Consider the following 25,065-nt stretch of genomic DNA (forward strand, 5'->3'; position numbering starts at 1 on the left):
ATTACAAGCATGTTATCCATTAATCCAAATGAACAAACTGAAAAAGATAATTACAAATTACTTACTGGAAGTATCATCCCTCGCCCTGTCGCATTCGTTACTTCTTTAACAAAAGACGGTGTATTAAACGGCGCACCATATAGTTATTTTAATATTGTCGCTGCTAATCCACCACTTATCTCAGTATCTGTACAACGAAAAGCCGGAGAAAGAAAGGACACTTCCCGAAACGCAATTGAAAAAGGTGAATTTGTCGTACATATTTCTGACGAATCATATGTAGCAGCAATTAATGAAACAGCAGCTAATCTCCCGCCAAATGAAAGTGAAATTGAACTAGCAAAACTAACACCAATTGAAAGTGAAGTCATCTCCGTTCCAGGTGTAAAAGAAGCAAATATTCGAATGGAATGCGTATTAGAACGTGCAATTCCACTTGGTGGAACAGAAGGCTCACCAGCTTGTGATCTACTAATTGGACGCGTCGTTCGTTTCCACGTTGCCGAACATCTATATGAAAAAGGGCGCATTCACGCAGAAGGACTCAAACCAATAAGCCGCCTAGCAGGACACAACTATGCAAAATTAGGAGAACAATTTGAATTGGTTAGGCCAGTTTAAAAGTGGAAGTGGCCCGTTTAGCTCTGACCAGCTAAGGTTCTCTCGCACAAAAGGTGCTTTTTACCTTTCGTGCGGGAGGTTCTTAGATGCGAAGAGCTGGCCACTGGAACTGGATAATATCTAAAAGCGAAAGCGGCTCGCTCAGAATCGCAGGGCATTGGAGCTCTCGACCTTGAAGCGCTTTTTGCTTCATGCGAGAGAGCGAAATGACCGGAGATTCTAGCCGCTGGAACTGGATAATATCTAAAAGCGGAAGCGGCTCGCTCAGAATCGATTCCTGCCATCACTTAAACATAAAAATCCCCTGCTTTTTAGCAGGGGATTTTTATCATTGTAATTCTTCCTTCTTTTCCTCTAAAGTAGGCAGTTTTTCTTTTTTCGGTTTCCCTAGCTTAATTACGAAGAAGTATAGGGAAAGCAGTGTAATAAGAAAAACAATTAAAAACGGGTACGGAGAGTAAAAGGCACGCGCCGCCTCAGTCTTTCCCGCAACAAATTTCAATGACTCAATATCTAAAAACTCAGCAAACATTTGTACACCGAGCATACTAAACCAAAAAACAAAAAAACTAATAATAACACCAAAAACTTGCTTCAATCTCGTCATTCATCTCATCCTTTCTATATCTGTAATTTTTAGTGCAATAAATATAGTACAAACAAAATATTCACAGAAAGGAACCATCTCACCATTCACGAATTAACTTAATCCAACCTAACATCGAAATTTGCAAAATAATACCCCAAATTATAAGTATTCTTAGCCATCGAGGAAAGAAGGTTAAAAACTTAACATACCATTCCAATAGCTTGTTCATAATTCCCTCCTACATAAAATTATATAGGAAAAAGGATATATAATCCAAATCCAACCAAAATGATACCACCTACTATCTCACCATATGTACCGAGCATATCTTTCGCATGTCTCCCAATTAATAAACCAATCCACGCTAATAACATGCTAACAAAGCCAAAAAGTAATATTGTAATGATTGTTTGTGCCCCATAAATACCAAGACTAAGCCCTACTGAGAAACTATCTATACTAACGCCAAATGCAAATACGAATAAGCTAATTCCAATAGGGGCAGTTCTAGTCTCTTCATTTTGTAAAATGGTCGAATATACGATATAAAAACCTAGTCCGATTAATAAAATAGCACCCGCAAAATGTGCAATATCTCCATATTTCTCTGATAAAAAACGACCTAGTACCATTCCTATAAACGGCATAATAATATGAAATATCCCTATCGTCATACCAATATACAGGATTTGTCTTAACTTTAGGGGCATCATCCCCATACCAAGACTCACCGAGAACGCATCCATCCCTAAGGCGAATGCCATAATTATTAAAGGTATTAGCTGTTCAAACGTCATTCATGCCCCTCCTTGGACGTGCTACTTCACAATATGCTTATCCAAGGAGAAATATTCTGTTTGCTAATCGTACCTTATCATTCAATAATAATATGATGTCCTGCCGCTTTTGTTAATCGATTCATAATAGCATTTCCTATTCCTTCATTAGGGAACGATTCACTAAAAATAACATCCACTTCACTTGCATCAAATGTTCTAAGTACATCATATAATTTAGTCGCAACGCTAGCTAAGTCACTTCGAACACCACAAGATAATATAACATCTGCGCTATATACATGCTGATACTCTTCTGTCGTTAATACGCCTACTTTAAATCCTTCTTCCTTTTTCTCATCTACAAGATGCTGAATAAACTCACGTGAGCCCTCAACAATACTAAGTGGTGCTTTCGGCGCATAATGTGTGTATTTCATTCCAGGTGATTTCGGTTTTTCCTTCTCATCCTTTAAAGCTGGATCTAAAGAAACGGTACCTATCACTGCTTCTAATTGTTCTTTCGTAATCCCACCTGGACGTAATATTGTTGGAACCGTGCTTGTACAATCAATTACAGTTGATTCAACGCCTACTCCAGTTGCACCACCATCAACAATACCTGCGATCTTCCCGTTCAAATCTTCATATACGTGAGAAGCTAGTGTTGGACTTGGACGCCCTGAACGATTCGCACTTGGTGCCGCAACAGGTACATTCGCCTCTTCAATAAGAGCAAGTGCAACTGGATGATCAGGCATTCTTACCCCAACCGTGTTAAGTCCTGCTGTCACCCTCTCTGAAATCCCTTCTTTTCTCGGCAAAATAATTGTTAATGGTCCTGGCCAAAAATGCGCCATTAACTTCTCTGCAACTGGTGGAATTTCTTTCACAATCCCATCTAACTGAGATTTTGTACCTATGTGGACAATGAGTGGATTATCACTCGGTCTTCCTTTCGCTTCGAAAATTTTCGCGATTGCTTCATCATCCATCGCGTTTGCACCTAACCCATATACTGTTTCCGTAGGGAAAGCAACCGCCTCATTTTCTCTTAATAATTTTGCTGCTTCTTGTAACTGTGGATAATATTTTTTTCTTTCCACAACATTATCCACAACCCACATATTTGTATGCATTTTTTTCCACGTCCTTTTCTACCCTTAAATACTTGTCTATTTTTAGTTTACTATGAGATTTATCCAAAAGACAAACAAGGTTTATCCACAAAATGTGGATAAACCTAATTAATCCGTGGATAACTTTGTGAATAGCTGACAATTTAGTATTATTGCATTCTGCTCTTTTATATTTTTACAAAAATGTTCTAACTGTTGAATTCCCTCTGGAACCTCATCCTTTTCTATAGTAAAAAAGTCAAAGAACTGAAAGATTGGTACAGATTGTGGATGGTTTGTTAGTAAGTACAATTGTTGAACATTTTTTTCTTTCATATACTGCAAAAACATTTCAAAAAAATATAAGAAAGTCTGTTTATCCACATGAGGTGTGAATAAACAAGAACGAATAAGTACATCTTCCCCACCTTGTTCATAACCAATTACAGCTCGTATTTCTTCCGCCTCTTCCAAAATCATAAATTGTGCGTACAACTCATTTATTTTATCATCTTTTTTATTAGCTTGTCCGAAAAAAGAATGTAATCTTTCCACATCTGCTTTCGTAGCAAAATACACTTTCTTCATAATAAATCCCTCCTCATTTTTATATATGAGGAGGGATTTATTAATAGTACTATTTAGAGAATAAAGATGTAAAAGCTTCTACAATAAACAATTTAACTTCTGGCTTTTCTTCTTCCTCTTCTACTTTTACATACTCATTTTGCTTTTCTTGTTTTTTCTCCACAGGTTTCTCCACTTTTTCCACAGTTTTTGTTTCTTCTTTGCTTACAGGCTGCTCTTCGACTTTTGTTTCATTTTTTACTACTTTCTTTTCAGAAGATGTTACTTTTTTTACTACTTCCTGTTTTACAACTTTCGTTTCTTTTACCTTATCCACTTTCTTCTCTTCTGTATTTACTACTTCCTCATCTAGTTGTTTCACCTGCTCCTCTTCAGGAGATTCCGCCTTCACAACGTGCTCTTCTTTTCTTACAGCTGTCCCACTCGAAAAATCTAAGAAACACATTGGTGGAAATAATACACACCACCAGTTCGCCCCTTCACCTTCTCCAATTGTAATCAATACCGCTTCATATTCTCCTGCTGGATAAATAAAATTCCCATATACCTTTGTAGGAAACTTTACATTCTTACTAAATTTCACTTGAAATGATTCTTTACTTCCTTCTTTTTTTAACGTATTTTCCACCGTTTTCTCGATTTCTGGAATATGACTTTGAATTACTTTGCGTGCCTCTTCAAATGAAGTTAAATCCGCTACCCAGCCATCAATTTGTGCTTTTACTTCATCACGCACTTTACGCTTTAATGCCTGATCTTTATCTGAATCACTATTTGCTAAAATTCGTAATCGAACGGCCTCTTTCGGAATAACTGAAGGCCCTTTTGCATCAGCTTTCATATATCCAAACTGCACAAGTAACTGTGCACCAATTAATAGTATAAGAAGATAAGCAATAACTTGTTTTTTCATTTCCTCCACCGTCCCCTCTACAAACAGTGTGGACAGACTTTCATATTTCTAAACTATTAAATTCAAAATCTATATGAATTTTCCCACAAAAAAATGGAGTAAGGTGTGAACCTTACTCCATCTCTGCAAATACCATACGGTCTTTTCCGTTAATATCAAAAACAACCTCAACATGGGCATGTGGAAAAGCTTGTTGTAACAATCTTTTTACATCCTCACCTTGTCCTACTCCAATTTCAAACGCTACAATTGCTTTCTCCTGCAACACATTCGGCAATTCTTCCATAAAACGGCGATAAAAATCTAATCCGTCTTCTCCACCAACAAGCGCTCTCTTCGGCTCATGCTCTTTCACAACAGGAGAAAGACCACGCCAATCCTCTTCCGGTATATATGGAGGATTTGAAACAACAACATCTAGCTTTTGACCCGTTTTATCAAATGGTGACAATAAATCACCGTGATAGAACGTTACTTCTGCACCTAAAGCTTTTGCATTTTCTTTTGCAACTTCAATCGACTCTTGTGCAATATCTACTGTATACACGTGGAGATTTTTATTTTCTAAAGCAAGCGTAATAGAAATCGCTCCACTACCTGTGCCTATATCTGCTACATGTAGTTCCTTGTCGCCAAAATGGCGCTCAATTCTTTCTAATACTCCTACTATAAGCTCTTCTGTTTCCGGTCTTGGTATTAATACTTCTTCATTCACAAAGAACGACCGGCCATAAAACATTTCATAACCAATCATATATTGAATAGGAATACCTTCTACATGCTTGTGGATAAACTCCGTAAAGCTTGCCTCTTGTTCCTCATTTATTTCTTCACGCATATTCATAAGTAATCCTGTTCTGTTCATCTTTAATACATGACAAAGGACAATTTCTCCCGCATTTTCATCTCGTCCATTTTCCTGTAAAAAAGAAGAAGCCCATTTCAGGGCTTCATAGACACGCATTACTCAGCTGCCTCCATCCTTTGAGCCTGATCTTCCATCACTAAGGCATTGATGAAATCATCTAACTTACCTTGTAAGATTTGATCTAGCTTTTGAATCGTTAAACCGATTCGATGGTCTGTAACACGGTTTTGCGGGAAGTTATACGTACGAATACGCTCTGAACGATCACCCGTACCAACAGCTTGTTTACGGTTTTGATCATATTCAGCTTGTGCTTCTTGTCTAAACTTATCATAAACACGTGCGCGTAATACTTTCATCGCTTTTTCTTTATTCTTAATTTGTGATTTCTCATCCTGACAAGATACAACTACACCAGTCGGTAAATGCGTTAAACGTACCGCTGACATCGTTGTATTAACACTTTGTCCTCCAGGACCACTAGAAGCGAATGTATCAACACGAACATCTTTCTCGTGAATGTCGATTTCTACTTCTTCTGCCTCTGGTAATACAGCTACAGTTGCTGTAGATGTATGAATACGTCCACCAGATTCCGTTTCAGGAACACGTTGTACACGGTGAGCACCATTCTCGAATTTCAGCTTCGCGAAAGCACCTTTACCGTTAATCATAAAGATAATCTCTTTATATCCACCTAACTCTGTATAGCTAGCCTCGATAATTTCTGTTTTCCAACCTTGAACCTCAGCATAACGGCTATACATGCGGTATAAGTCACCAGCAAATAAAGCGGCCTCGTCGCCACCAGCAGCCCCACGAACCTCAACGATAACGTTCTTATCATCATTAGGGTCCTTTGGAACTAGTAAAATTTTCAGACGTTCTGATAACGTTTTTTCTTGTGATTCTAACTCAGAAACCTCTTCTTTTACCATGTCACGCATTTCTGCGTCTAACTTCTCTTCTAACATTGCTTTCGCATCTTTTAATTGCTCACGAACATCCTTATACTCACGATACACCTCTACCGTTTCCTGTATATCAGACTGTTCCTTTGAATATTCACGAAGTTTATTTGTATCGCTAATAACCTCTGGGTCACTTAACAATTCATTTAACTTCTCATAACGATTTTCTACAGCTTGCAAACGATCTAACACATCATTCACCTCTACATCCTAGTATCTAATACAAATAGTATATGGTACTTACTCAAAAAAACGCAAATTATATTTAAAAGTGGAGGTGGCTCGTCCAGCTCTGACCAGCTAAGGTTCTCTCGCACAAAAGGTGCTTTTTACCTTTCGTGCGGGAGGTTCTTAGATGCGAAGAGCTAGCCACCGGAACTAGATATATTTAAAAGCGTAAGCGGCTCACACCAACCACACTCTCTATTCTGAAAAAAACCCGCCTTGCGCAGCGAGTTTTACTTATCTTTGTTTGTAGGAACTGCATGACAATGACGACAGCGTGGCTCATACGATTCTGAAGCCCCAACTAAAATAATCGGATCATCAAATGCCGCTGGTTCTCCATCAATTAATCGTTGTGTACGACTTGCCGGAGATCCACATGCAGAACATACTGCTTGTAGCTTTGTTACATGTTCAGCAATCGCCATCAGCTGAGGAACTTGTCCAAATGGTAGACCACGGAAATCTTGGTCTAAACCAGCTACAATGACACGATAGCCACGATTTGCCAATACTTGCACCACTTCCACAATGTCCCCATCAAAGAATTGTACCTCATCGATTGCAATTACATCCATATCTTCAGTGATATGTTCAAATATATCTTTTGAAGCTGAAACAGGAACTGCTTTTACCTTTAATCCGTTATGTGATACAACGTCTTCTTCACTATAGCGATTATCAATACATGGTTTAAATACAATTGCATGTTGTTTCGCAAATTGCGTACGGCGCACACGGCGGATTAACTCTTCTGATTTACCAGAAAACATACTACCGCAAATCACTTCAATCCAGCCATTTTGATTTATTAAGTACATGAAGCTCTCCTTTCATCTACTTTTTAGTTAAAAGTAGGGTAAAGGTATAATATTTTCACAAAAAAAACAGACAAGCGAATACATACACTTGCCTGTTTTATGTTTTTATTACTTGATACCGTATTTCTTATTGAAGCGATCAACGCGTCCGTCTGCAGTAGCAAACTTCTGACGTCCAGTGTAGAATGGGTGAGAATCAGAACTGATCTCAACTTTTAGTAATGGATAAGTGTTACCATCTTCCCACTCAACAGTTTCGCTAGAGCCTTTAGTAGACCCGCTTAAGAATTTGAAGCCTGTGTTTGTGTCCATGAATACAACTTTCTTGTAATCTGGGTGAATTCCTGCTTTCATTCTTTTCATCTCCTTCCGCCCTGAATCATTTTCGAAACAGAGTTTTTCATCTTCAGCTGCATACACAACTATATTGATGAAACACATATGATGAAATTATAACAAGGCTAACTTCATTTTGCAACTACCTGTTTTTGTCTTTTGAAATTAAAAGTGTAGACGGCTCGTTTAGCTCTGACTGGCTAAGGTTCTCTCGCACAAAAGGTGCTTTTTACCTTTAGTGCGGGAGGTTCTTAGACACGAAGAGCTAGCCGTCGGAACTAGATACAATTTAAAAGCAGAAGCGGCTCGTTCAGAATGGGAGGGGGATGGAGCTTCTGACGTAGAGGTGCTTTTTACCTCGTAGGAAGACGCGAAGCCACCGACCATTCTAGCCGCTGGAGCTGGATATCACCTTAAAAGTGGCGGGGGCTCGCTCAGCTCTGACCAGCTAAGGTTCTCCCACTTATTTCTCTCTTTAATATCACCTAAAAGGCATAAAAAACTCGCTTACTATAAAATAAGCGAGTCCCAATCTTTTCCCTTTACTTAGTTGTTACATATCTTTTCGAGTCTGCAACAATGTTTTGTAAAAATTCTTCGTTTGTCTTCGTTTGACGAAGCTTACGTAAGAAACTTTCAACAAAGTCTGGTGTATCACGCATTGTTTTACGAATGCCCCATAACTTGTCTAAATGCTCTTTTGGAATTAATAGATCTTCTTTACGTGTACCAGAACGACGAATATCAATCGCTGGGAAGATACGACGTTCAGCTAACGATCGATCTAAGTGAAGTTCCATATTTCCAGTTCCTTTAAATTCCTCGTAAATAACATCGTCCATACGAGATCCTGTATCAACAAGGGCTGTTGCTAAAATCGTTAAGCTACCGCCTTCTTCAATATTACGTGCAGCTCCAAAGAAACGCTTCGGTCTATGGAAAGCCGCTGGGTCGATACCACCCGATAATGTTCTACCACTTGGCGGAATAACGAGGTTGTAAGCTCGCGCTAAACGGGTAATACTATCCATTAAAATGATAACATCTTTTTTGTGCTCTACAAGACGCATTGCACGTTCTAACACAAGTTCAGCTACTTTAATATGATTTTCTGGTACTTCATCAAAAGTAGAACTTACAACGTCGCCCTTAACAGAACGTTCAATGTCTGTTACTTCCTCTGGACGCTCATCAATTAAAAGCACAATTAATTCTGCTTCTGGATGATTTGTTGTAACACTGTGTGCAATTTCTTTTAATAGACTTGTTTTACCAGCCTTTGGAGGCGCAACAATTAAACCACGTTGTCCAAATCCAACTGGTGCGATTAAATCCATGATACGTGTCGGTAACTTTTTCGGTTCCGTTTCCAATTTCATTTGGCGATCTGGGTATAATGGTGTTAATGCAGGGAAATGCACACGCTCTTTTGCTGAATCTGGATCATCTCCGTTTACAGCTTCAACTTGTAATAACCCAAAATAGCGTTCATTTTCTTTCGGAGGTCGTACTTTACCAGAAACTTTGTCTCCATTACGTAAATCGAAACGACGAATTTGCGAAGCTGAGATATAAATATCTTCTGAGCTTGGAGAATAGTTGATAGGACGTAGGAATCCAAATCCTTCTGATTGAATAATTTCTAATACGCCTTCCATGAAAAAGAAACCTTCTTTTTCTGCTCGAGCTTTCAAAATAGAAAAGATTAACTCTTTTTTCGTTAACTTGCTATAATACGAAATCTTAAATTCTTTGGCAAGCTCGTATAACTCTTTTAATTTCATGTTTTCTAATGCTGCAATTGACAAATTCATTCAGACACCACACTTTAACGTTATTCTCTTTTTTCATGGGTAAAGGGAAAAAATACGGAAGGCAAATAATTAATAATGAAAGGCAATAAGTTCAAGTAGGGTAATATTCACTATTGTAACCCTTTTATCTAGTTTTAATCAATACGTTGGAACACAAATACAAGAAGCGAAGACAAGAAAATTTGTCTTCGCTTCTTATTTAATTTAGTTCCGGCTCCGATAGTTAAAAAAATCGACCATTTTAACCTTTCTGAACGAGCCGCTTACGCTTTTTACTTAATCCAGCTTCAGCAGCTAGAATGGTCGGTGGCTTCACTTCTTTCTGCGAGGCAAAAAGCGCCTCTACGTCAGAAGCTCCATCCCCCTCCCATTCTGAACAAGCTGCTTACGCTTTTTACTTAAATCCAGTTCCAGCGGCTAGAATCTCCAGTCATTTCACTCTCTCACTCGAAGCAAAGAGCGCTTCAAGGTCGAGAGTTCCAATGTCCTGCGATTCTGAGCGAGCCGCTTCCACCTTTTACTTAATAACCAAGTTCGGTTTTTTATTTAAGCTATGACGACCATCTACGAAGCGAACTGTGCCTGATTTTGCACGCATAACAAGAGATTGTGTTGTTCCTACGCTACCTTTAAATTGAACACCACGTAATAGTTCACCATCTGTTACACCTGTTGCTGCAAAGATTGCATCGTCACCTTTTACTAAGTCCTCCATACGAAGGATACGATTAATGTCTTCTATGCCCATTTTTTTACAACGTGCTAATTCAGCTTCGTTTTGTGGCAATAGTTTTCCGTGAATTTCTCCACCTAAACATTTTAAAGCAACTGCTGCTAATACACCTTCAGGTGCTCCACCAGATCCAAATAGAATATCTACACCTGTACGGTCAAACGCTGTATTAATTGCTCCAGCTACATCTCCATCGTTAATTAATTTAATACGAGCACCAGCCTTACGAATTTCTTCGATAATTGCTTGGTGACGTGGACGGTTTAAAACTGTTGCTACAACATCTTCAATGTCTTTATTTTTCGCTTTCGCAACTGCACGTAAGTTATCAATAATAGGCGCATCAATGTCGACCGCCCCAACTGCTTCTGGGCCAACCGCGATTTTATCCATGTACATGTCAGGAGCATGTAACAAATTACCGTGGTCTGCAATTGCAATAACAGCAAGAGCATTCCAGCCACCAGCTGCTACGATGTTTGTCCCTTCTAAAGGATCAACCGCAACGTCTACACGTGGTCCATATCCTGTACCTAATTTCTCTCCGATATATAGCATTGGTGCTTCATCCATCTCACCTTCACCAATTACGACTGTACCTTTCATCGGAATTGTATCAAATACATCACGCATAGCTGATGTTGCTGCACCGTCTGCTTCATCTTTTTTCCCGCGCCCCATCCAACGCGCTGATGATAATGCTGCAGCCTCTGTTACACGTACTAACTCCATAGATAAACTTCTTTCCACAATAATCCCTCTCCTTTAAGTCTTTATATTTCTGCCGTATTTTGTGAACCGTGTTTTTCTATAAAGTGTACTTCCGCAAGTAGTGATGCTTCGCTTCCCCCTTACGGAAGTATCACTTATGCGTTCTTCATCTCTTCAATTTCTTGTTTTGTCATTTGTTCTCGCCAAATGTTTGCTCCAAGCCCTTTAAGCTTGTCCACTATATTCTCATAACCTCGATCAATATGCTCAAGTCCTGTTACTTCTGTAATTCCATCTGCCATTAACCCTGCAATAACAAGTGCTGCTCCCGCTCGTAAATCACTCGCCTTCACTTTTGCACCTTGCAGTAACACAGGACCAGTTACAATTGCCGAACGACCTTCTACTTTAATTTGAGCATTCATACGACGTAATTCATCAATGTGTTTGAAACGGGCACCGTAAATTGTATCTGTTACAACTCCCGTCCCGTGTGCTTTTGTTAAAAGCGTCGTAAACGGCTGTTGTAAATCTGTTGGAAAACCTGGATATACAAGCGTTTTGATATCAACTACTTTTAACTTTCTATTACCGTTCACTGTAATTTGATCATCATTCGTTTCAACTTGAACACCAGCTTCTCTTAGCTTTGCAGTAACTGATTCTAAATGCTGAGGAATAACGTTATCAACCGTTACTTCTCCTCCTGATGCAGCTCCTAGAATCATATACGTACCAGCTTCAATACGATCTGGGATGATAGTATGGTGACAACCATGTAAAGAGTCCACACCATCTATTCGGATTACATCTGTACCGGCACCTTTAATACGTGCTCCCATGCTTGTTAACAATGTAGCTACATCAATAATCTCGGGCTCTTTCGCTGCATTTTCAATAACAGTTCTACCTTTTGCTCGTACAGCTGCTAGCATAATATTAATCGTAGCCCCCACACTAACAACATCTAAATAAATACGTGCTCCATGTAGTTCATCTGCTCTTAAATAGATAGCACCTTGTTCATTTGTAACATGTGCACCTAGCGCTTCAAACCCTTTAATATGCTGATCAATCGGCCTCGGTCCTAAGTGACATCCACCCGGAAGCCCAATAACAGCTTTTTTAAAACGGCCAAGCATCGCACCCATTAAATAATAAGAAGCGCGCAATTTTTTCACTTTTCCATTTGGCAAAGGCATTGCAACCATGTTAGAAGGATCGACTACCATCTCTTCCTCCTGTCCATAAGTTACTTTCCCTCCAATTTCCTCTAGTAAGTCGCCTAACATTTTCACGTCCGAAATATTAGGGACACCACCAATAGTTACTGGAGTATCTGCTAAAATTGTCGCTGGAATTAATGCAACGGCACTGTTCTTTGCACCGCTTACTCGAATTGTTCCATTTAAAGCTCTTCCGCCTTCAATTAGCAATTTTTCCATATTGAGCTCCCTTCTTGTGAATGTATTTACTTTCTATCTTTTCATAGAAAGCTCCCCTTAAGAATCTCAATTACTCTTTCCATCCCAAAACTCAATAAATAGGAAACCATTATCTCCATTTCTCCTGTAGCACGAATAGATAAAGATCAACTATTCATCGAATTCACTTTATCAATTTAGATACGTTATCACATTTATTAATAGGACTATGCACATTATTTTCTATTTAAAAACCAAAAATGATAAAATCTTTCGACTTGTTCACGCTTTCATTATACAACGAAAGGAAACCGTCTAAAAGACTAGACGGTTTCCAAAACGGAATTTTATTCTTACGCTTTACCGTTAGAACCGAACTCACGCATTTTACCAGCAACAGTTGCTTTAATAGCGTCGCGGCCAGGTCCAATAAATTTACGAGGATCGTAAACTTCTTGGTCTTTGTTTAATACTTCACGAACAGCTTTTGTAAACTCGATTTGGTTCTCAGTGTTTACGTTGATTTTTGAAGTACCTAAAGAGATAGCTTTTACGATATCAGCAGTTGGGATACCAGTACCACCGTGTAATACTAAAGGTACGCCAGTGAAGTCACGAACTTGTTCCATTTCAGCGAATCCTAAGTTAGGCTCACCTTTGTAAGGACCGTGTACAGAACCTAAAGCTGGAGCTAGGCAATCGATACCTGTTGCTTCAACAAGGTGCTTACACTCTGCTGGGTCAGCGTAAATTACGCCTTCAGCGATTACGTCGTCTTCTTGTCCGCCAACTGTTCCAAGCTCAGCTTCAACAGATACGTTACGAGCGTGTGCGTATTCTACTACTTGTTTAGTAGTTTCAACGTTTTCTTCGAATGGGTGGTGAGAAGCGTCGATCATTACAGATGTGAAACCTGCATCGATTGCTTCTTTACATTTTTCGAAGCTTGAACCATGGTCAAGGTGAATCGCTACAGGAACAGTGATGTTCATTTCTTCGATTAAAGCTTTAACCATAGCTACAACTGTTTTGAAACCAGTCATATGACGAGCTGCACCCTCAGATACACCTAGGATTACAGGAGATTTTTCTTCTTCCGCAGCAGCTAAGATAGCTTGAGTCCACTCTAAGTTGTTCATGTTGAATTGACCAACTGCGTATTTTCCTTCTAGTGCTTTGTTTAGCATTTCTTTCATAGAAACTAAAGGCATGGTGAATCCTCCTAAAAAACGTTTTTTGTATCCGATAAGTTCTTATCGCTGGTAGTATGACCAGAATAAGGTAAAATATGTATATCTACATACCGGACTTTTTTCTACACTCAATAGGATAACAACTTGTACTCAAAAACTCAACCGTATTCACCTGCACAATAGTCCATGTAAACGCTTTTTTCCATATTTTTTATAAAAAATTCATTTTTACGCCTCTACAGCGAGCTCATTTCTCACAGCTTGACGAATTTCATCAATATCAAATGGTTTAGCAAAATGCATTAAAGCTCCTAAATCTTTTGCTTCTTGGATCATATCAAGCTCTCCATAAGCAGTCATTAAAATGACTTTAATACTCTCATCAATCTCTTTTACATGCTTTAAAATCTCTATACCATCCATGCCTGGAATTTTCATATCTAACACTACTAAATCTGGATTATCTTTTTTCACGATATCTAAAGCTTGAAATCCATTCGCTGCTTGGAATGTCTGATAACCTTCTTTTTGGAACACTTCATGTAATAACACACGAATCCCATATTGATCATCAACAATTAAAATTTTACCTTCCATAATTCCCAACCTTTCTGTGTAAGTACAAGATTTAAAGCTTCTTATATCTTAACGATTTATTTTCGCTATTCTTTGGCAAATTCCTTCCTATTCTTTCTTATTTTACCGTTTCCTATTTTGTTATGCTACCCTACGATTTCACCTTTCTAAAAAAATAAATTATAATGAAAGCCGGCAAACACGTACGAAGGGAGTAACATTATGTTAAAAATTTTTTCAACTCAATTAAGTGGTTATTTCTCCAGAGTTTCTCAAAAAGAAGAAATGAATATAGAAGATAGCGCTCGTTTACTTGCTCAAGCATTAGTTGGCGATGGTTTCATTTATTTACATGGTACAAATGAAATGGAGGGCGTTGTTGCCGAGGCACTATTCGGTGCTGAACCAATGAAGCAAGCAAAACGCTTATTTGAAAATGGTAAAGAAGCAGAAGTAACCTCTGCGGATCGTGTACTTCTTATTAGCCGTTTTTCAACAGATGAAGCGGTTGTAGAAATTGCAAAAAAACTACAAGAAGAGGGACACTCTATTGTCGGCATTTCTGCTCTTCAAGAAGGTACGGAATCACTGGAACAATATACAGACGTACATATTGATACAAAATTGTTAAAAGGTCTTATTCCAGACGATGAAGGTAATCGCTACGGGTTCCCGAGCTTAATAGTAGCTTTATTTGCTTATCATGGAATCAAATTTACAATTGATGAAATGTTAAATGAATATTAAAAAAAGCGCCTTATTTCAGGCGCTTTTTTTATTACTTGCTCTCTTTATTCGTAATAGAAGCTCTTACGAAGTCATGGAACAATGGTTGTGGACGGTTTGGACGAGAAACAAGTTCTGGGTGGAACTGTGCTGCTACGAACCAAGGGTGGTCTTTTAATTCAATGATTTCAACTAGACGGCCGTCTGGGCTTGTACCAGAGAATACAAATCCTTCTTTTTCCATATCCGGACGGAACTGATTGTTGAACTCATAACGATGACGATGACGCTCATATACAACCGGCTCATTATAAGCATTGTAAGCATTTGTTTCTTCAGCAAGCTTACATGGGTATAGACCAAGACGAAGTGTACCACCTAAGTCCTCTACATCTTTTTGTTCTGGTAATAAGTCAATGATTGCATATGGCGTATCAGGATTGATCTCAGAAGAGTTAGCACCTTCTAAACCTAATACATTACGTGCGAATTCGATTGATGCAAGTTGCATACCTAAGCAAATTCCTAAGAATGGAACTTTGTTTTCACGAGCATATTGAATCGCAACGATTTTACCTTCTACACCACGATCGCCGAAGCCACCTGGTACAAGGATACCATCTGTGTCTCCTACTAATTCTTGTACATTTTCTGCTGTTACGTGCTCAGCATTTACCCATTTTACTTCTACATCTGTGTCGAATGAGTAACCAGCATGACGAAGTGCTTCTACAACAGAAATATATGCATCTTGAAGTTCTACATATTTACCAACAAGAGCGATTTTTGTTTTCTTAGAAAGGTTACGTACTTTGTTAACTAGCGCAGTCCACTCTGTCATATCTGCAGCTGGATTGTCTAATTTTAAGTGGTCACAAACGATTTGGTCCATGTTTTGTTCTTGAAGAGATAATGGAACCGCATATAAAGTATCTGCATCGCGAGCTTCGATAACTGCTTTTGTATCGATGTCACAGAATAATGCAAGCTTGTCTTTCATATCTTGAGAAACAGGCATTTCTGTACGAACAACGATGATGTTTGGTTGAATACCTAAGCTACGAAGTTCTTTAACGCTATGTTGTGTTGGTTTTGTTTTCATTTCACCCGCTGCTTTTAAGTACGGGATTAACGTACAGTGAATGTACATTACATTGTCACGACCGATGTCGCTCTTAATTTGACGGATTGCTTCTAAGAATGGTAGAGACTCGATGTCACCAACAGTTCCACCGATTTCTGTAATAACAACATCCGCATTTGTTTCACGACCAGAACGATATACGCGTTCTTTAATTTCGTTAGTAATGTGAGGAATAACTTGAACCGTTCCTCCTAAATATTCACCGCGACGCTCTTTTTGAAGAACTGAAGAGTAAATTTTACCTGTTGTTACGTTGCTGTATTTGTTTAAGTTAATGTCGATGAAACGCTCATAGTGACCAAGGTCTAAGTCAGTTTCTGCGCCATCATCTGTTACGAATACCTCACCGTGTTGATATGGGCTCATAGTCCCTGGGTCTACGTTAATGTATGGATCAAACTTTTGAATCGTTACGTTTAAACCACGATTTTTTAAAAGTCTTCCAAGAGATGCTGCTGTAATACCTTTTCCTAAAGACGATACTACACCGCCTGTTACAAAAATATACTTAGTCATGAAAAAGCTCCCTTCTATTTTGCTGTTATATAATCACCGTTGCAAAGCGCAACGTATGTAGATAACACTGTATCCATCTTATTGTTAGACTCTTTTTATTTTCTAAACAAAAAACAAAAAAGAAAATTGCTCCCCTCATCACATAAAGTAATAAGTAGGGAGCAATTTTCTTTTATATTTACACTTTAAAAGTATTATCGTCCTTTTTTAAAGAGCCCAAAAATGATTCTACATGGACGATAATGAAAAGTCAAGAACTACAGTTCTTCCTCTTCTTCTTCTTCAGTTTCATCATACTCAAGTTCTTCTTCAGCGAAGTCGTCGTCTTCATCTTCTTCTAAATCATCAAGATCGTCGTCATCTCCGTCTTCATCTTCAAGAACCTTGTCCAAATCTTCTACATCATCTTCGTCGTCTGCATTTCCGTCTGCATCGTCAAAGTCATCTTCATCTTCTTCAATGTAGTCGTCAAAACCGTCTTCCTCAACTTTACGTTTCTTCTTCGGTTTTGGCTGCGGTAAGATTTCTTCATCAATTTGCTCATATGGGTACCAGCTGCGTAGTCCCCAACGATTTTCTCCTAAATTAATGAAACGTCCATCGATGTTTAAGTCTGTATAAAATTGTGCGAGTTTCGCATTAACTTGCTCTTGAGATAGTCCCAGCACTTGAGCGATTTCTTGAACCAACTCGTTGAATGTCGTTGCTTGTTTTTTATCCCCTAAAACGCTATGTACAACTTCAATCATTGAACATTCTTTTAGCTCTTCTGGTGAATATTGCTTAAAATCCACTTATGCGGCACTTCCTTTCATCAAATATAACCTTATATATAACGGCCTGCTTAAAAAAATCCATACTATTCATTATAAACAAAAGTCGCACAAATATGCTACAAAAAAAAACGGGAAACTTTTATATGGTAATAAAATTAATAATTTGTCTGTCCCTTATTTCGGAAGCATATGGGCCCCTTGCAATACATACCTAATTTGCATTTCTGTATATTCTTCGAGCGTATACAGTTTTTGCAGCGCCCAGCGTCTAAATCCCCACATCTGTCCTTGTATAAAAATATTATGGGCAAGAAGCTGTATTTCTTTTTTATTTAATGTAAATGTTCCATTTTCCGTACACTGTTCTAAAATATTCTCGAACATTCCTACCATTTGAAACTCCTTTTCTAATACATACGGAAGTGATTCTTTCGGTAAAAAGCGTACCTCTTGATACATTATCAATACTTCTTCCTGCAATTCGTCCATCACTTTAAAGTAATTCGTTATTGCTATCTTTAAACTTTCTATACTCCCTTTTTCTGTACACACTACTTCCTCTAATCGTTCTTTTACATGTTCATATATACTATCACAAACTAAATACAACACATCATCTTTTGTACGAATGTACTCATAAAGTGTCCCTATACTAAATCCAGCCGCTTTTGCAATTTCTCTCGTTGTTGTACGCGGAAATCCTTTTTGTTTAAACAGTTGCACCGCACCTTTAATCATTTGTTCACGTCTTAACGCAACTAATTTTTCATCTTTCACCGATGCATGTACATTATGTTTAACCATTCCCTTCACCTCTCTCTATTATTTTTTGGAAGGAAAAAGCGTAGGAAAATACCTACGCTTTCGTCCCTACTTCGTTAACATACGAGAAATTACAAGCCTCTGAATCTCTTGTGTTCCTTCGTATATTTGTGTAATCTTTGCATCTCGCATATAACGCTCTACTGGATAATCTTTCGTATAACCGTAACCACCAAATACTTGCACCGCTTCAGTCGTCACCTTCATCGCTGTATCCCCTGCAAATACTTTTGACATCGCTGATTCTTTTCCATACGGAAGCCCTTCTGATTCAAGCCAAGCCGCTTGATATGTTAAAAGGCGTGCCGCTTCTACATCTGTTGCCATATCCGCAAGTTTAAAGCCAATCCCTTGCTGCGCCGCAATTGGTTTTCCAAATTGATGGCGCTCCCTTGCATATTCTACAGAAGCATCTAAAGCCCCTTGTGCAATACCAACAGCTTGCGCCGCAATACCGTTACGACCTCCATCTAATGTTTGCATCGCAACTTTAAATCCTTGCCCCTCTTCTCCAAGTAGATTCTCTACCGGAATACGGCAATCTTCAAACATAATTTCAGTCGTTGGTGAAGAGCGAATCCCTAGCTTGCTCTCCTTCTTCCCAACTGAAAATCCCGGTGTATCACTTTCTACAATAAATGCACTCGTACCGCGCTGCTTCGATTCAGGATCAGTTAGCGCAAAAACAACATAAATATCAGCAATACCGCCATTTGTAATGAAAATTTTTGATCCATTTAAAATATAATGGTCGCCATCTCTCTTTGCGATTGTCTTCATTCCACCAGCATCCGATCCAGATCCTGGCTCCGTTAAGCCGTATGCACCAATTTTCTTCCCTTCAGCCATCGGTCGTAAAAACTTTTGCTTTTGTTCTTCTGTCCCAAATTTAAAAATTGGCCATCCCGCAAGTGAAGTATGCGCAGATAGTGTTACACCTGTTGAAGCACAAACTCGAGATAATTCTTCAATCGCAATTACGTAAGCTAAGTAATCGCTTCCAATTCCACCGTACTCTTCAGGCCACGGAATACCGGTTAAACCAAGCTCTGCCATTTGATCAAATAATTCTCGATCAAATCGCTCTTCCTCATCACGCTCAGCTGCTGTTGGTGCCACTTCATTTTTAGCAAAATCTCGAACCATTTTTCTTATCATTTCATGTTCTTCTGATAGTTTAAAATGCATCTCCGTCTCCCCCTCGCCCTTTTATAAAGCACGGCTAATAACAAGTTTCTGTATTTCACTTGTTCCTTCATATATTTGCGTGATTTTCGCATCCCGGAAAAATCGTTCTACTGGATATTCTTTCGTATAACCGTAACCACCAAATACTTGCACCGCCTCAATCGCGACTTCAACCGCTGTCTTAGAAGCAAATAATTTCGCAATAGATGCTTCTTTACCGCATGGTAATCCTTGTGCCCTAAGAGACGCCGCTCTATATACGAGTAACCTTGCCGCTTCGACACTTGTTGCCATATCTGCAAGCTTGAAGCCAATCCCTTGCTGCGCCGCAATTGGTTTCCCAAATTGTTCTCGTTCTTTTGCATAATCAATCGCACATGCAAGCGCCGCTTCAGCAATTCCTAACGCCTGTGCACCGATTCCAATTCGCCCAACATCTAAATTCGCCATCGCCACCTTGAATCCTTGTCCTTCTTCCCCAAGTAAATTCTCCGCTGGCACTTTCATATCTTCAAAAGTAAGTTGTACTGTACGAGAACCAAGGAGCCCCATCTTATGTTCATCTTTTCCGATGATTAAACCAGGTGTATCTTTCTCTACTATAAATGCAGAAATACCACTTTTTCCTGCCTCTGGATTTGTAGAAGCGAATACAATGTATGTACTTGCTTCACCACCATTTGTAATAAACACTTTCGATCCATTAATAATATAATGATCACCTTTTTTGACAGCTCTTGATTTCAAACTCCCTGCATCTGATCCTGCATTTGGCTCTGTTAAAGCAAATGCGCCTAAATATTCCCCGGTTGCAAGTTTAGAAACATATTTTTTCTTCTGTTCTTCTGTTCCGAAATATAAAATCGGATTCATTCCAACTGACGTATGTACAGCTAAAATTACACCAACTGTTGCACTTACCTTTGAGATTTCCTCAATTGCTAGAATATAAGAAATAAAATCCATTTCTGCCCCGCCGTATTTTGCAGGTGCTGGAATACCCATTAATCCAAGATCACCCATCTTTTGCAAAATCTCTTTCGGGAACACCCCTTGTTCCATACTAGGAACAAAGGGAGCTATTTCCTTCTGTGCAAAATCTCGAACCATTTTCCTCATCATTTGCTGCTCTTCATTAAAACGAAAGTTCATATATTCCGCCTCCATTTGCTATATATCCTTTAAATAATTTGGTAAGACCACTATTTTGTAACAAAAGGGGCATTTATTCGTAAACGTAGAATCCACGACCTGTTTTACGCCCTAACCATCCTGCATTCACATACTTACGTAATAACGGACATGGGCGATATTTACTATCTCCTAATCCTTCATGCAACACTTCCATAATGTATAAACACGTATCTAAACCGATAAAATCAGCGAGTGTCAAAGGCCCCATCGGATGGTTCATACCAAGCTTCATGACCTCATCAATTGCTTCTTTCGTCGCTACACCTTCATATAACGTATAAATTGCTTCGTTAATCATCGGTAGCAAAATGCGGTTTGATACAAAACCTGGGAAATCATTTACTTCAACTGGTACTTTCCCAATTTTTTTCGTAATATCTTCAATTGCTTCATATACTGCATCATCTGTAGCCAAACCACGAATAATCTCAACAAGCTTCATAACTGGAACTGGATTCATAAAGTGCATGCCGATTACTTTTTCCGGACGCTTCGTTACCGCTGCAATTTCTGTAATTGGCAGAGATGACGTATTTGTCGCTAAAATTGCGTGTTCTGGAGCAATTTCATCTAGATTCGCAAAGATTTTCTTTTTAATATCCATTTTCTCAACAGCTGCTTCAATAATAAGATCCGCTTCTTTCACACAATCTAAATCAAGCGTTACTGTAAGACGATTTAATGTCGCTTCCTTCTCTTCTTCCTTCATGCGTCCTTTTTCTACTTGGCGCGCTAAGTTTTTCGTAATGATAGCCAATCCTCTATCTAATTGCTCTTGTTTTAAATCTTGTACCTTCACGTCATATCCTGCCATTGCACATACTTGTGCAATTCCTGATCCCATTTGCCCTGCACCAATTACAACAATGTTTTGTACACCCATTTTTTCTTCCCCCTTAATTGTTAATAAATTTTATACCCTCGAAATTTAATTAGTGAACTTCAATCATCACTGCGTCTCCTTGACCGCCACCGCTACAAATCGAAGCAATTCCAATTCCGCCGCCGCGCTGCTTAAGTGCATGGATTAGTGTTACGATAATGCGCGCTCCGCTTGCTCCAATTGGATGTCCCATCGCCACTGCGCCGCCATTTACATTCAATTTTTCTGGATCGATTCCTGCGATTTCTGTACTTGCAATTGCTACTGCTGCAAATGCTTCATTAATCTCGAATAAATCGATGTCTTCAATTGTCTTGCCTGTTTTTTCAAGCAATGCGTTAATTGCATAACCTGGCGTTCTTGGGAAATCTTTAGATTCCACTGCAATTGCTGTATGCGCCAAAATTGTCGCTAATGGCTTTCTTCCTTCTTGCTTCGCTCTGTCTTCGCTCATTAACACAAGTGCGGCACCACCATCGTTTAGTCCTGGCGCATTACCAGCTGTCACTGCCGCTTCCTTATCAAATACAGGTTTTAACTTTGCTAACTTTTCAATCGTTGTATCTTCACGTGGCGCCTCATCCTTTGCAACGACAATAGGATCGCCTTTTCTTTGCGGGATCGTTACTGGCACGATCTCCTCTTCAAAACGTCCTTCTTTATGCGCTGAAACCGCACGCTGATGGCTACGATATGCCCATTCATCTTGTGCTTCGCGAGAAATTCCATCTTCCTTCGCAACTTCTCCGCCATAAACACCCATGTGTGTACCTGAAAATGCGCATGTTAAACCGTCAGCAACGTTTAAATCAATAACTTCGTTGTTGCCCATTCTGTATCCCCATCTTGCTCCGCGTAAAATGTAAGGACTGTTACTCATCGACTCCATACCGCCAGCTACAATCAGTGATTGATCGCCAGTACGAATAATTTGATCCGCTAACGTAACCGCACGAAGTCCTGATGCACAAACTTTATTCACTGTTTCCGTCTGCACTTCCCAAGGGATTCCAGCAGCCCTTGCAGCTTGACGCGATGGAATTTGCCCCTGTCCCCCCTGAATAACCGTTCCAAATATAACTTCTTCAACATCACTAGCCGCAACATTTGCTCTTTCAAGCGCTGCTTTAATTGCAATTCCTCCAAGTTCCGTCGCTTTTACATCTTTTAAAGATCCTCCAAATTTTCCAACTGGTGTTCTTGCAGCACTTAAAATAACTGTTTTACTCATGTTTCTTTCCCCCATTTCTTTTTTTAACACTGAGCGCTCGCTCGGTATCCCTACGTTGAGAAGAGGTGCAATCATTGCACCTCTTTCTAAAGTTGTATACATTCTTATAAACTACATCGCTTCTTTTTTCTGTCCGATAACAGATCGTTCTAAAATCTCTGTCACATCAAGAGTTTGAACTTTCTCTTCTACCTCTTTCGCTTTCGTTCCATCACTGATCATCGTTAAGCAATATGGACAACCTGTACCGATAATGGATGGCTGTACAGCTAATGCTTGTTCTGTACGAGCAACGTTAATACGAGAACCTGTTGTTTCTTCCATCCACATTAAGCCACCACCTGCGCCACAGCACATTCCAGTTTCACGGTTACGTGCCATTTCTACAAGATTCACTCCAGGAATCGCTTTCAAAATATCACGTGGCGCTTCGTACACTTCGTTGTATCTTCCTAAATAACAGGAATCATGGTACGTAACTGTTTCTTCAATAGCGTGAACAGGCTTTAAGCGTCCTTCTTTCACCCACTGAGCTAACAATTCTGTATGATGATAGACTTCTGCTTGCAAGCCAAAGTCCGGATACTCATTTTTAAATGTGTTATAAGCATGAGGATCAATCGTAACGATTTTCTTCACTCCTGCCTTTTCAAATTCTTCGATATTCTTTGTCGCCATCTCTTGGAATACAAATTCATTTCCAAGGCGGCGTGGTGTATCTCCAGAATTCTTTTCTTTATTACCGAGAATTGCGAATGAAATGCCTGCTTCGTTCATTAACTTCGCAAATGATATTGCAATCTTCTGACTACGGTTGTCGTATGATCCCATTGAACCAACCCAGAATAAATACTCGAATTCCTCACCAGCTTTTGATTTTTCTTTTACAGTCGGAACTGTTACTTCTTCATCACCTTGGCGCCATGTTTCACGCTCTTTACGGTTCAGACCCCACGGATTCCCTTGACGCTCGATATTTGTCATCGCGCGTTGTGCTTCCGCGTCCATTTTTCCTTCTGTTAAAACGAGATATCGACGTAAATCAATAATTTTGTCAACATGCTCATTCATAACTGGACATTGATCTTCACAGTTACGACACGTTGTACATGCCCAAATCTCTTCTTCTGTAATAACATCTCCGATTAAACTCGGATCGTAAGCGAGAGTTGTAGCCGCTGATTCTTGTTGTCCTTTTCCAGCTGCCATCATCGCTAACTGATTTCCTTGTGTATTATTGAAGGCAACTACTGGAACCCACGGTGCTTTTGATGTTACCGCAGCTCCTTTATCAGTTAAATGATCACGAAGTTTTAAAATTAAGTCCATCGGCGATAACATTTTTCCTGTTCCTGTTGCCGGACACATATTTGTACAACGACCACACTCTACACAAGCGTATAAGTCAATAAGTTGATTTTGTCTAAAGTCTTCAATTTTACCAACACCAAATGTTTCTTGCGTTTCATCTTCAAAATCAATCTTTTCAAGCTTCCCTGGGTTTGAAAGACGACCGAAGAATACATTAGCTGGTCCCGCAATTAAATGCGCATGTTTTGATTGTGGAACATAGACTAAAAACGTTAACAAAATTAGTAAATGCACCCACCAAGAAAAATAGAACACTGAAATGGCTACGGTTTCATTTATCCCGCTAAAAACGTAAGCGATTGCAGAAGCGATTGGTTCACTCCATGAAAGCTCCTCGCCATGCCATATAAGTCCCATACCGTTACCAAGTAGCACAGAAATCATTAAGCCACCGATAAAGATAAGAACAAGACCTGATTTGAAGTTACGTTTTAAACGAACAAGCTTTTCTACATAACGTCTATGAAAAGCCCAAAATACTGCAATTAAAATAACAAGTGTGACAATTTCCTGGAAGAATGTAAATGCAGGGTATAGTGGTCCAAGTGGAAGATGTGATCCTGGTGCGAGTCCTTTCCAAACGAAGTCAATTGCTCCAAATTGGACAAGAATAAATCCGTAAAAGAACATAACGTGAATGATGCCGCTTTTCTTATCTTTCAGCAGCTTTTTCTGACCGAAAACATTGACCTTAAGGAGATCCCAACGCTCTTTAAAACGACGGTCAAATTCAATTTTTTTTCCTAATTGTATGTAGGCCATTCTCGTCCGTATAAGATATACAAACAAATATCCTGCATAAGCAATAACAGCAATGGCAGCCAGCCAATTAATGATCAGTAAGCTATTCATTTTTATGCTACCCCTCTCTTTGTAAGCCCTCTTTCTTTTTTGAATCTTCAAAAATATATAATTTTCTGAATTATATCCCCTATCC

At 39.2% G+C, this 25,065-nt stretch carries 25 protein-coding genes; 2 read left to right on the forward strand and 23 right to left on the reverse strand.

Features of this window, described 5'->3' with window-relative positions:
• Nucleotides 1-9 precede the first annotated feature (9 nt).
• The gene (locus tag N2V79_RS26120; RefSeq protein WP_161114172.1) at nucleotides 10-621 is read left to right on the forward strand and encodes a flavin reductase family protein; all 612 of its coding nucleotides are present in this window, start codon (nucleotides 10-12) and stop codon (nucleotides 619-621) included.
• 328 nt (nucleotides 622-949) lie between these two features.
• On the opposite strand, the gene N2V79_RS26125 is transcribed toward N2V79_RS26120, so the two are convergent.
• The 15 genes from N2V79_RS26125 to spo0F all read right to left on the reverse strand — a co-directional run bounded on the left by N2V79_RS26125 (nucleotide 950) and on the right by spo0F (nucleotide 14,298).
• A complete protein-coding gene (locus N2V79_RS26125) occupies nucleotides 950-1,228 on the reverse strand; it encodes a DUF3935 domain-containing protein (RefSeq protein ID WP_023523563.1) in 279 nt (92 codons plus the stop codon).
• A 79-nt stretch (nucleotides 1,229-1,307) separates the two neighbouring features.
• Nucleotides 1,308-1,439: a hypothetical protein gene (locus N2V79_RS26130; protein WP_023523564.1), complete on the reverse strand. Its 132-nt coding sequence runs from the start codon at nucleotides 1,437-1,439 to the stop codon at nucleotides 1,308-1,310.
• A 19-nt stretch (nucleotides 1,440-1,458) separates the two neighbouring features.
• The gene (locus tag N2V79_RS26135; protein ID WP_000142475.1) at nucleotides 1,459-2,007 is read right to left on the reverse strand and encodes a manganese efflux pump MntP; all 549 of its coding nucleotides are present in this window, start codon (nucleotides 2,005-2,007) and stop codon (nucleotides 1,459-1,461) included.
• Nucleotides 2,008-2,084: 77 nt separating this feature from the next.
• Nucleotides 2,085-3,125 (reverse strand): L-threonylcarbamoyladenylate synthase, encoded by a 1,041-nt coding sequence (locus N2V79_RS26140; protein ID WP_050844751.1) that lies wholly within the window; start codon nucleotides 3,123-3,125, stop codon nucleotides 2,085-2,087.
• Nucleotides 3,126-3,233: 108 nt separating this feature from the next.
• Nucleotides 3,234-3,692: a mechanosensitive ion channel protein gene (locus N2V79_RS26145; RefSeq protein ID WP_340720317.1), complete on the reverse strand. Its 459-nt coding sequence runs from the start codon at nucleotides 3,690-3,692 to the stop codon at nucleotides 3,234-3,236.
• Between the two features lie 49 nt (nucleotides 3,693-3,741).
• Nucleotides 3,742-4,605 (reverse strand): stage II sporulation protein R, encoded by an 864-nt coding sequence (spoIIR, locus tag N2V79_RS26150; RefSeq protein WP_069356557.1) that lies wholly within the window; start codon nucleotides 4,603-4,605, stop codon nucleotides 3,742-3,744.
• Nucleotides 4,606-4,717: 112 nt separating this feature from the next.
• The gene (gene prmC / locus N2V79_RS26155) at nucleotides 4,718-5,569 is read right to left on the reverse strand and encodes a peptide chain release factor N(5)-glutamine methyltransferase (RefSeq protein WP_001267022.1); all 852 of its coding nucleotides are present in this window, start codon (nucleotides 5,567-5,569) and stop codon (nucleotides 4,718-4,720) included.
• A complete protein-coding gene (prfA, locus tag N2V79_RS26160) occupies nucleotides 5,569-6,636 on the reverse strand; it encodes a peptide chain release factor 1 (protein ID WP_000887066.1) in 1,068 nt (355 codons plus the stop codon). Before prfA ends, prmC begins: the two co-directional genes overlap by 1 nt.
• Nucleotides 6,637-6,902: 266 nt before the next feature.
• Nucleotides 6,903-7,490 carry a thymidine kinase gene (locus tag N2V79_RS26165; protein ID WP_000280851.1) on the reverse strand — a complete coding sequence of 196 codons (588 nt, stop codon included), beginning with the start codon at nucleotides 7,488-7,490 and terminating at the stop codon, nucleotides 6,903-6,905.
• A gap of 108 nt (nucleotides 7,491-7,598) precedes the next feature.
• Nucleotides 7,599-7,844, reverse strand: a complete 246-nt coding sequence (locus N2V79_RS26170) for a type B 50S ribosomal protein L31 (protein ID WP_000643435.1) — start codon at nucleotides 7,842-7,844, stop codon at nucleotides 7,599-7,601.
• 524 nt (nucleotides 7,845-8,368) lie between these two features.
• Nucleotides 8,369-9,640 carry a transcription termination factor Rho gene (gene rho, locus N2V79_RS26175; protein ID WP_001053903.1) on the reverse strand — a complete coding sequence of 424 codons (1,272 nt, stop codon included), beginning with the start codon at nucleotides 9,638-9,640 and terminating at the stop codon, nucleotides 8,369-8,371.
• Nucleotides 9,641-10,157: 517 nt separating this feature from the next.
• Entirely contained in the window at nucleotides 10,158-11,123 is a 966-nt protein-coding gene (glpX, locus tag N2V79_RS26180) for a class II fructose-bisphosphatase (protein WP_000442336.1), read from the reverse strand.
• A gap of 116 nt (nucleotides 11,124-11,239) precedes the next feature.
• The gene (gene murA / locus N2V79_RS26185; protein WP_000413248.1) at nucleotides 11,240-12,529 is read right to left on the reverse strand and encodes a UDP-N-acetylglucosamine 1-carboxyvinyltransferase; all 1,290 of its coding nucleotides are present in this window, start codon (nucleotides 12,527-12,529) and stop codon (nucleotides 11,240-11,242) included.
• Between the two features lie 332 nt (nucleotides 12,530-12,861).
• Entirely contained in the window at nucleotides 12,862-13,719 is an 858-nt protein-coding gene (locus N2V79_RS26190) for a class II fructose-bisphosphate aldolase (RefSeq protein ID WP_001131856.1), read from the reverse strand.
• A gap of 210 nt (nucleotides 13,720-13,929) precedes the next feature.
• On the reverse strand, nucleotides 13,930-14,298 hold the full coding sequence (spo0F, locus tag N2V79_RS26195) for a sporulation initiation phosphotransferase Spo0F (RefSeq protein ID WP_000398594.1): 369 nt from the start codon (nucleotides 14,296-14,298) through the stop codon (nucleotides 13,930-13,932).
• Nucleotides 14,299-14,499: 201 nt separating this feature from the next.
• Here spo0F and N2V79_RS26200 point away from each other — a divergent pair, with 201 nt between their 5' ends.
• Nucleotides 14,500-15,024 (forward strand): DUF2529 domain-containing protein, encoded by a 525-nt coding sequence (locus N2V79_RS26200; protein WP_088022148.1) that lies wholly within the window; start codon nucleotides 14,500-14,502, stop codon nucleotides 15,022-15,024.
• Between the two features lie 31 nt (nucleotides 15,025-15,055).
• Here N2V79_RS26200 and pyrG read toward each other — a convergent pair whose 3' ends face one another.
• From pyrG to N2V79_RS26240, 8 genes are all read right to left on the reverse strand, one after another.
• Nucleotides 15,056-16,663: a CTP synthase gene (gene pyrG / locus N2V79_RS26205; protein WP_000170461.1), complete on the reverse strand. Its 1,608-nt coding sequence runs from the start codon at nucleotides 16,661-16,663 to the stop codon at nucleotides 15,056-15,058.
• A 257-nt stretch (nucleotides 16,664-16,920) separates the two neighbouring features.
• A complete protein-coding gene (rpoE, locus tag N2V79_RS26210; RefSeq protein WP_069356559.1) occupies nucleotides 16,921-17,457 on the reverse strand; it encodes a DNA-directed RNA polymerase subunit delta in 537 nt (178 codons plus the stop codon).
• A gap of 156 nt (nucleotides 17,458-17,613) precedes the next feature.
• The gene (locus N2V79_RS26215) at nucleotides 17,614-18,243 is read right to left on the reverse strand and encodes a TetR/AcrR family transcriptional regulator (RefSeq protein WP_000238599.1); all 630 of its coding nucleotides are present in this window, start codon (nucleotides 18,241-18,243) and stop codon (nucleotides 17,614-17,616) included.
• 66 nt (nucleotides 18,244-18,309) lie between these two features.
• Nucleotides 18,310-19,449: an acyl-CoA dehydrogenase AcdA gene (gene acdA, locus N2V79_RS26220; protein ID WP_000545543.1), complete on the reverse strand. Its 1,140-nt coding sequence runs from the start codon at nucleotides 19,447-19,449 to the stop codon at nucleotides 18,310-18,312.
• Between the two features lie 21 nt (nucleotides 19,450-19,470).
• Nucleotides 19,471-20,601 carry an acyl-CoA dehydrogenase gene (locus N2V79_RS26225; protein WP_001011166.1) on the reverse strand — a complete coding sequence of 377 codons (1,131 nt, stop codon included), beginning with the start codon at nucleotides 20,599-20,601 and terminating at the stop codon, nucleotides 19,471-19,473.
• 73 nt (nucleotides 20,602-20,674) lie between these two features.
• Complete coding sequence (locus N2V79_RS26230; protein WP_000538874.1) at nucleotides 20,675-21,526, reverse strand: 3-hydroxybutyryl-CoA dehydrogenase; 852 nt, start codon at nucleotides 21,524-21,526, stop codon at nucleotides 20,675-20,677.
• A 49-nt stretch (nucleotides 21,527-21,575) separates the two neighbouring features.
• On the reverse strand, nucleotides 21,576-22,859 hold the full coding sequence (locus N2V79_RS26235; protein WP_120459809.1) for an acetyl-CoA C-acetyltransferase: 1,284 nt from the start codon (nucleotides 22,857-22,859) through the stop codon (nucleotides 21,576-21,578).
• Between the two features lie 9 nt (nucleotides 22,860-22,868).
• A complete protein-coding gene (locus N2V79_RS26240; RefSeq protein ID WP_069356560.1) occupies nucleotides 22,869-24,980 on the reverse strand; it encodes a heterodisulfide reductase-related iron-sulfur binding cluster in 2,112 nt (703 codons plus the stop codon).
• Nucleotides 24,981-25,065 lie beyond the last annotated feature (85 nt).

The organism is Bacillus sp. CH_70, assembly GCF_038007045.1.
Taxonomy (GTDB): Bacteria; Bacillota; Bacilli; order Bacillales; family Bacillaceae_G; genus Bacillus_A; species Bacillus_A cereus.

What these genes read in the sequence shown, in the direction of transcription:
- N2V79_RS26120 (WP_161114172.1), top strand. Translation starts at nt 10, where the DNA reads ATGTTATCCATTAATCCAAATGAACAAACTGAAAAAGATAATTACAAA.
- N2V79_RS26125 (WP_023523563.1), bottom strand. Translation starts at nt 1,228, where the DNA reads ATGACGAGATTGAAGCAAGTTTTTGGTGTTATTATTAGTTTTTTTGTT.
- N2V79_RS26130 (WP_023523564.1), bottom strand. Translation starts at nt 1,439, where the DNA reads ATGAACAAGCTATTGGAATGGTATGTTAAGTTTTTAACCTTCTTTCCT.
- N2V79_RS26135 (WP_000142475.1), bottom strand. Translation starts at nt 2,007, where the DNA reads ATGACGTTTGAACAGCTAATACCTTTAATAATTATGGCATTCGCCTTA.
- N2V79_RS26140 (WP_050844751.1), bottom strand. Translation starts at nt 3,125, where the DNA reads ATGCATACAAATATGTGGGTTGTGGATAATGTTGTGGAAAGAAAAAAA.
- N2V79_RS26145 (WP_340720317.1), bottom strand. Translation starts at nt 3,692, where the DNA reads ATGAAGAAAGTGTATTTTGCTACGAAAGCAGATGTGGAAAGATTACAT.
- spoIIR (WP_069356557.1), bottom strand. Translation starts at nt 4,605, where the DNA reads ATGAAAAAACAAGTTATTGCTTATCTTCTTATACTATTAATTGGTGCA.
- prmC (WP_001267022.1), bottom strand. Translation starts at nt 5,569, where the DNA reads ATGCGTGTCTATGAAGCCCTGAAATGGGCTTCTTCTTTTTTACAGGAA.
- N2V79_RS26165 (WP_000280851.1), bottom strand. Translation starts at nt 7,490, where the DNA reads ATGTACTTAATAAATCAAAATGGCTGGATTGAAGTGATTTGCGGTAGT.
- N2V79_RS26170 (WP_000643435.1), bottom strand. Translation starts at nt 7,844, where the DNA reads ATGAAAGCAGGAATTCACCCAGATTACAAGAAAGTTGTATTCATGGAC.
- rho (WP_001053903.1), bottom strand. Translation starts at nt 9,640, where the DNA reads ATGAATTTGTCAATTGCAGCATTAGAAAACATGAAATTAAAAGAGTTA.
- murA (WP_000413248.1), bottom strand. Translation starts at nt 12,529, where the DNA reads ATGGAAAAATTGCTAATTGAAGGCGGAAGAGCTTTAAATGGAACAATT.
- N2V79_RS26190 (WP_001131856.1), bottom strand. Translation starts at nt 13,719, where the DNA reads ATGCCTTTAGTTTCTATGAAAGAAATGCTAAACAAAGCACTAGAAGGA.
- spo0F (WP_000398594.1), bottom strand. Translation starts at nt 14,298, where the DNA reads ATGGAAGGTAAAATTTTAATTGTTGATGATCAATATGGGATTCGTGTG.
- N2V79_RS26200 (WP_088022148.1), top strand. Translation starts at nt 14,500, where the DNA reads ATGTTAAAAATTTTTTCAACTCAATTAAGTGGTTATTTCTCCAGAGTT.
- pyrG (WP_000170461.1), bottom strand. Translation starts at nt 16,663, where the DNA reads ATGACTAAGTATATTTTTGTAACAGGCGGTGTAGTATCGTCTTTAGGA.
- N2V79_RS26215 (WP_000238599.1), bottom strand. Translation starts at nt 18,243, where the DNA reads ATGGTTAAACATAATGTACATGCATCGGTGAAAGATGAAAAATTAGTT.
- acdA (WP_000545543.1), bottom strand. Translation starts at nt 19,449, where the DNA reads ATGCATTTTAAACTATCAGAAGAACATGAAATGATAAGAAAAATGGTT.
- N2V79_RS26225 (WP_001011166.1), bottom strand. Translation starts at nt 20,601, where the DNA reads ATGAACTTTCGTTTTAATGAAGAGCAGCAAATGATGAGGAAAATGGTT.
- N2V79_RS26230 (WP_000538874.1), bottom strand. Translation starts at nt 21,526, where the DNA reads ATGGGTGTACAAAACATTGTTGTAATTGGTGCAGGGCAAATGGGATCA.
- N2V79_RS26235 (WP_120459809.1), bottom strand. Translation starts at nt 22,859, where the DNA reads ATGTATACAACTTTAGAAAGAGGTGCAATGATTGCACCTCTTCTCAAC.
- N2V79_RS26240 (WP_069356560.1), bottom strand. Translation starts at nt 24,980, where the DNA reads ATGAATAGCTTACTGATCATTAATTGGCTGGCTGCCATTGCTGTTATT.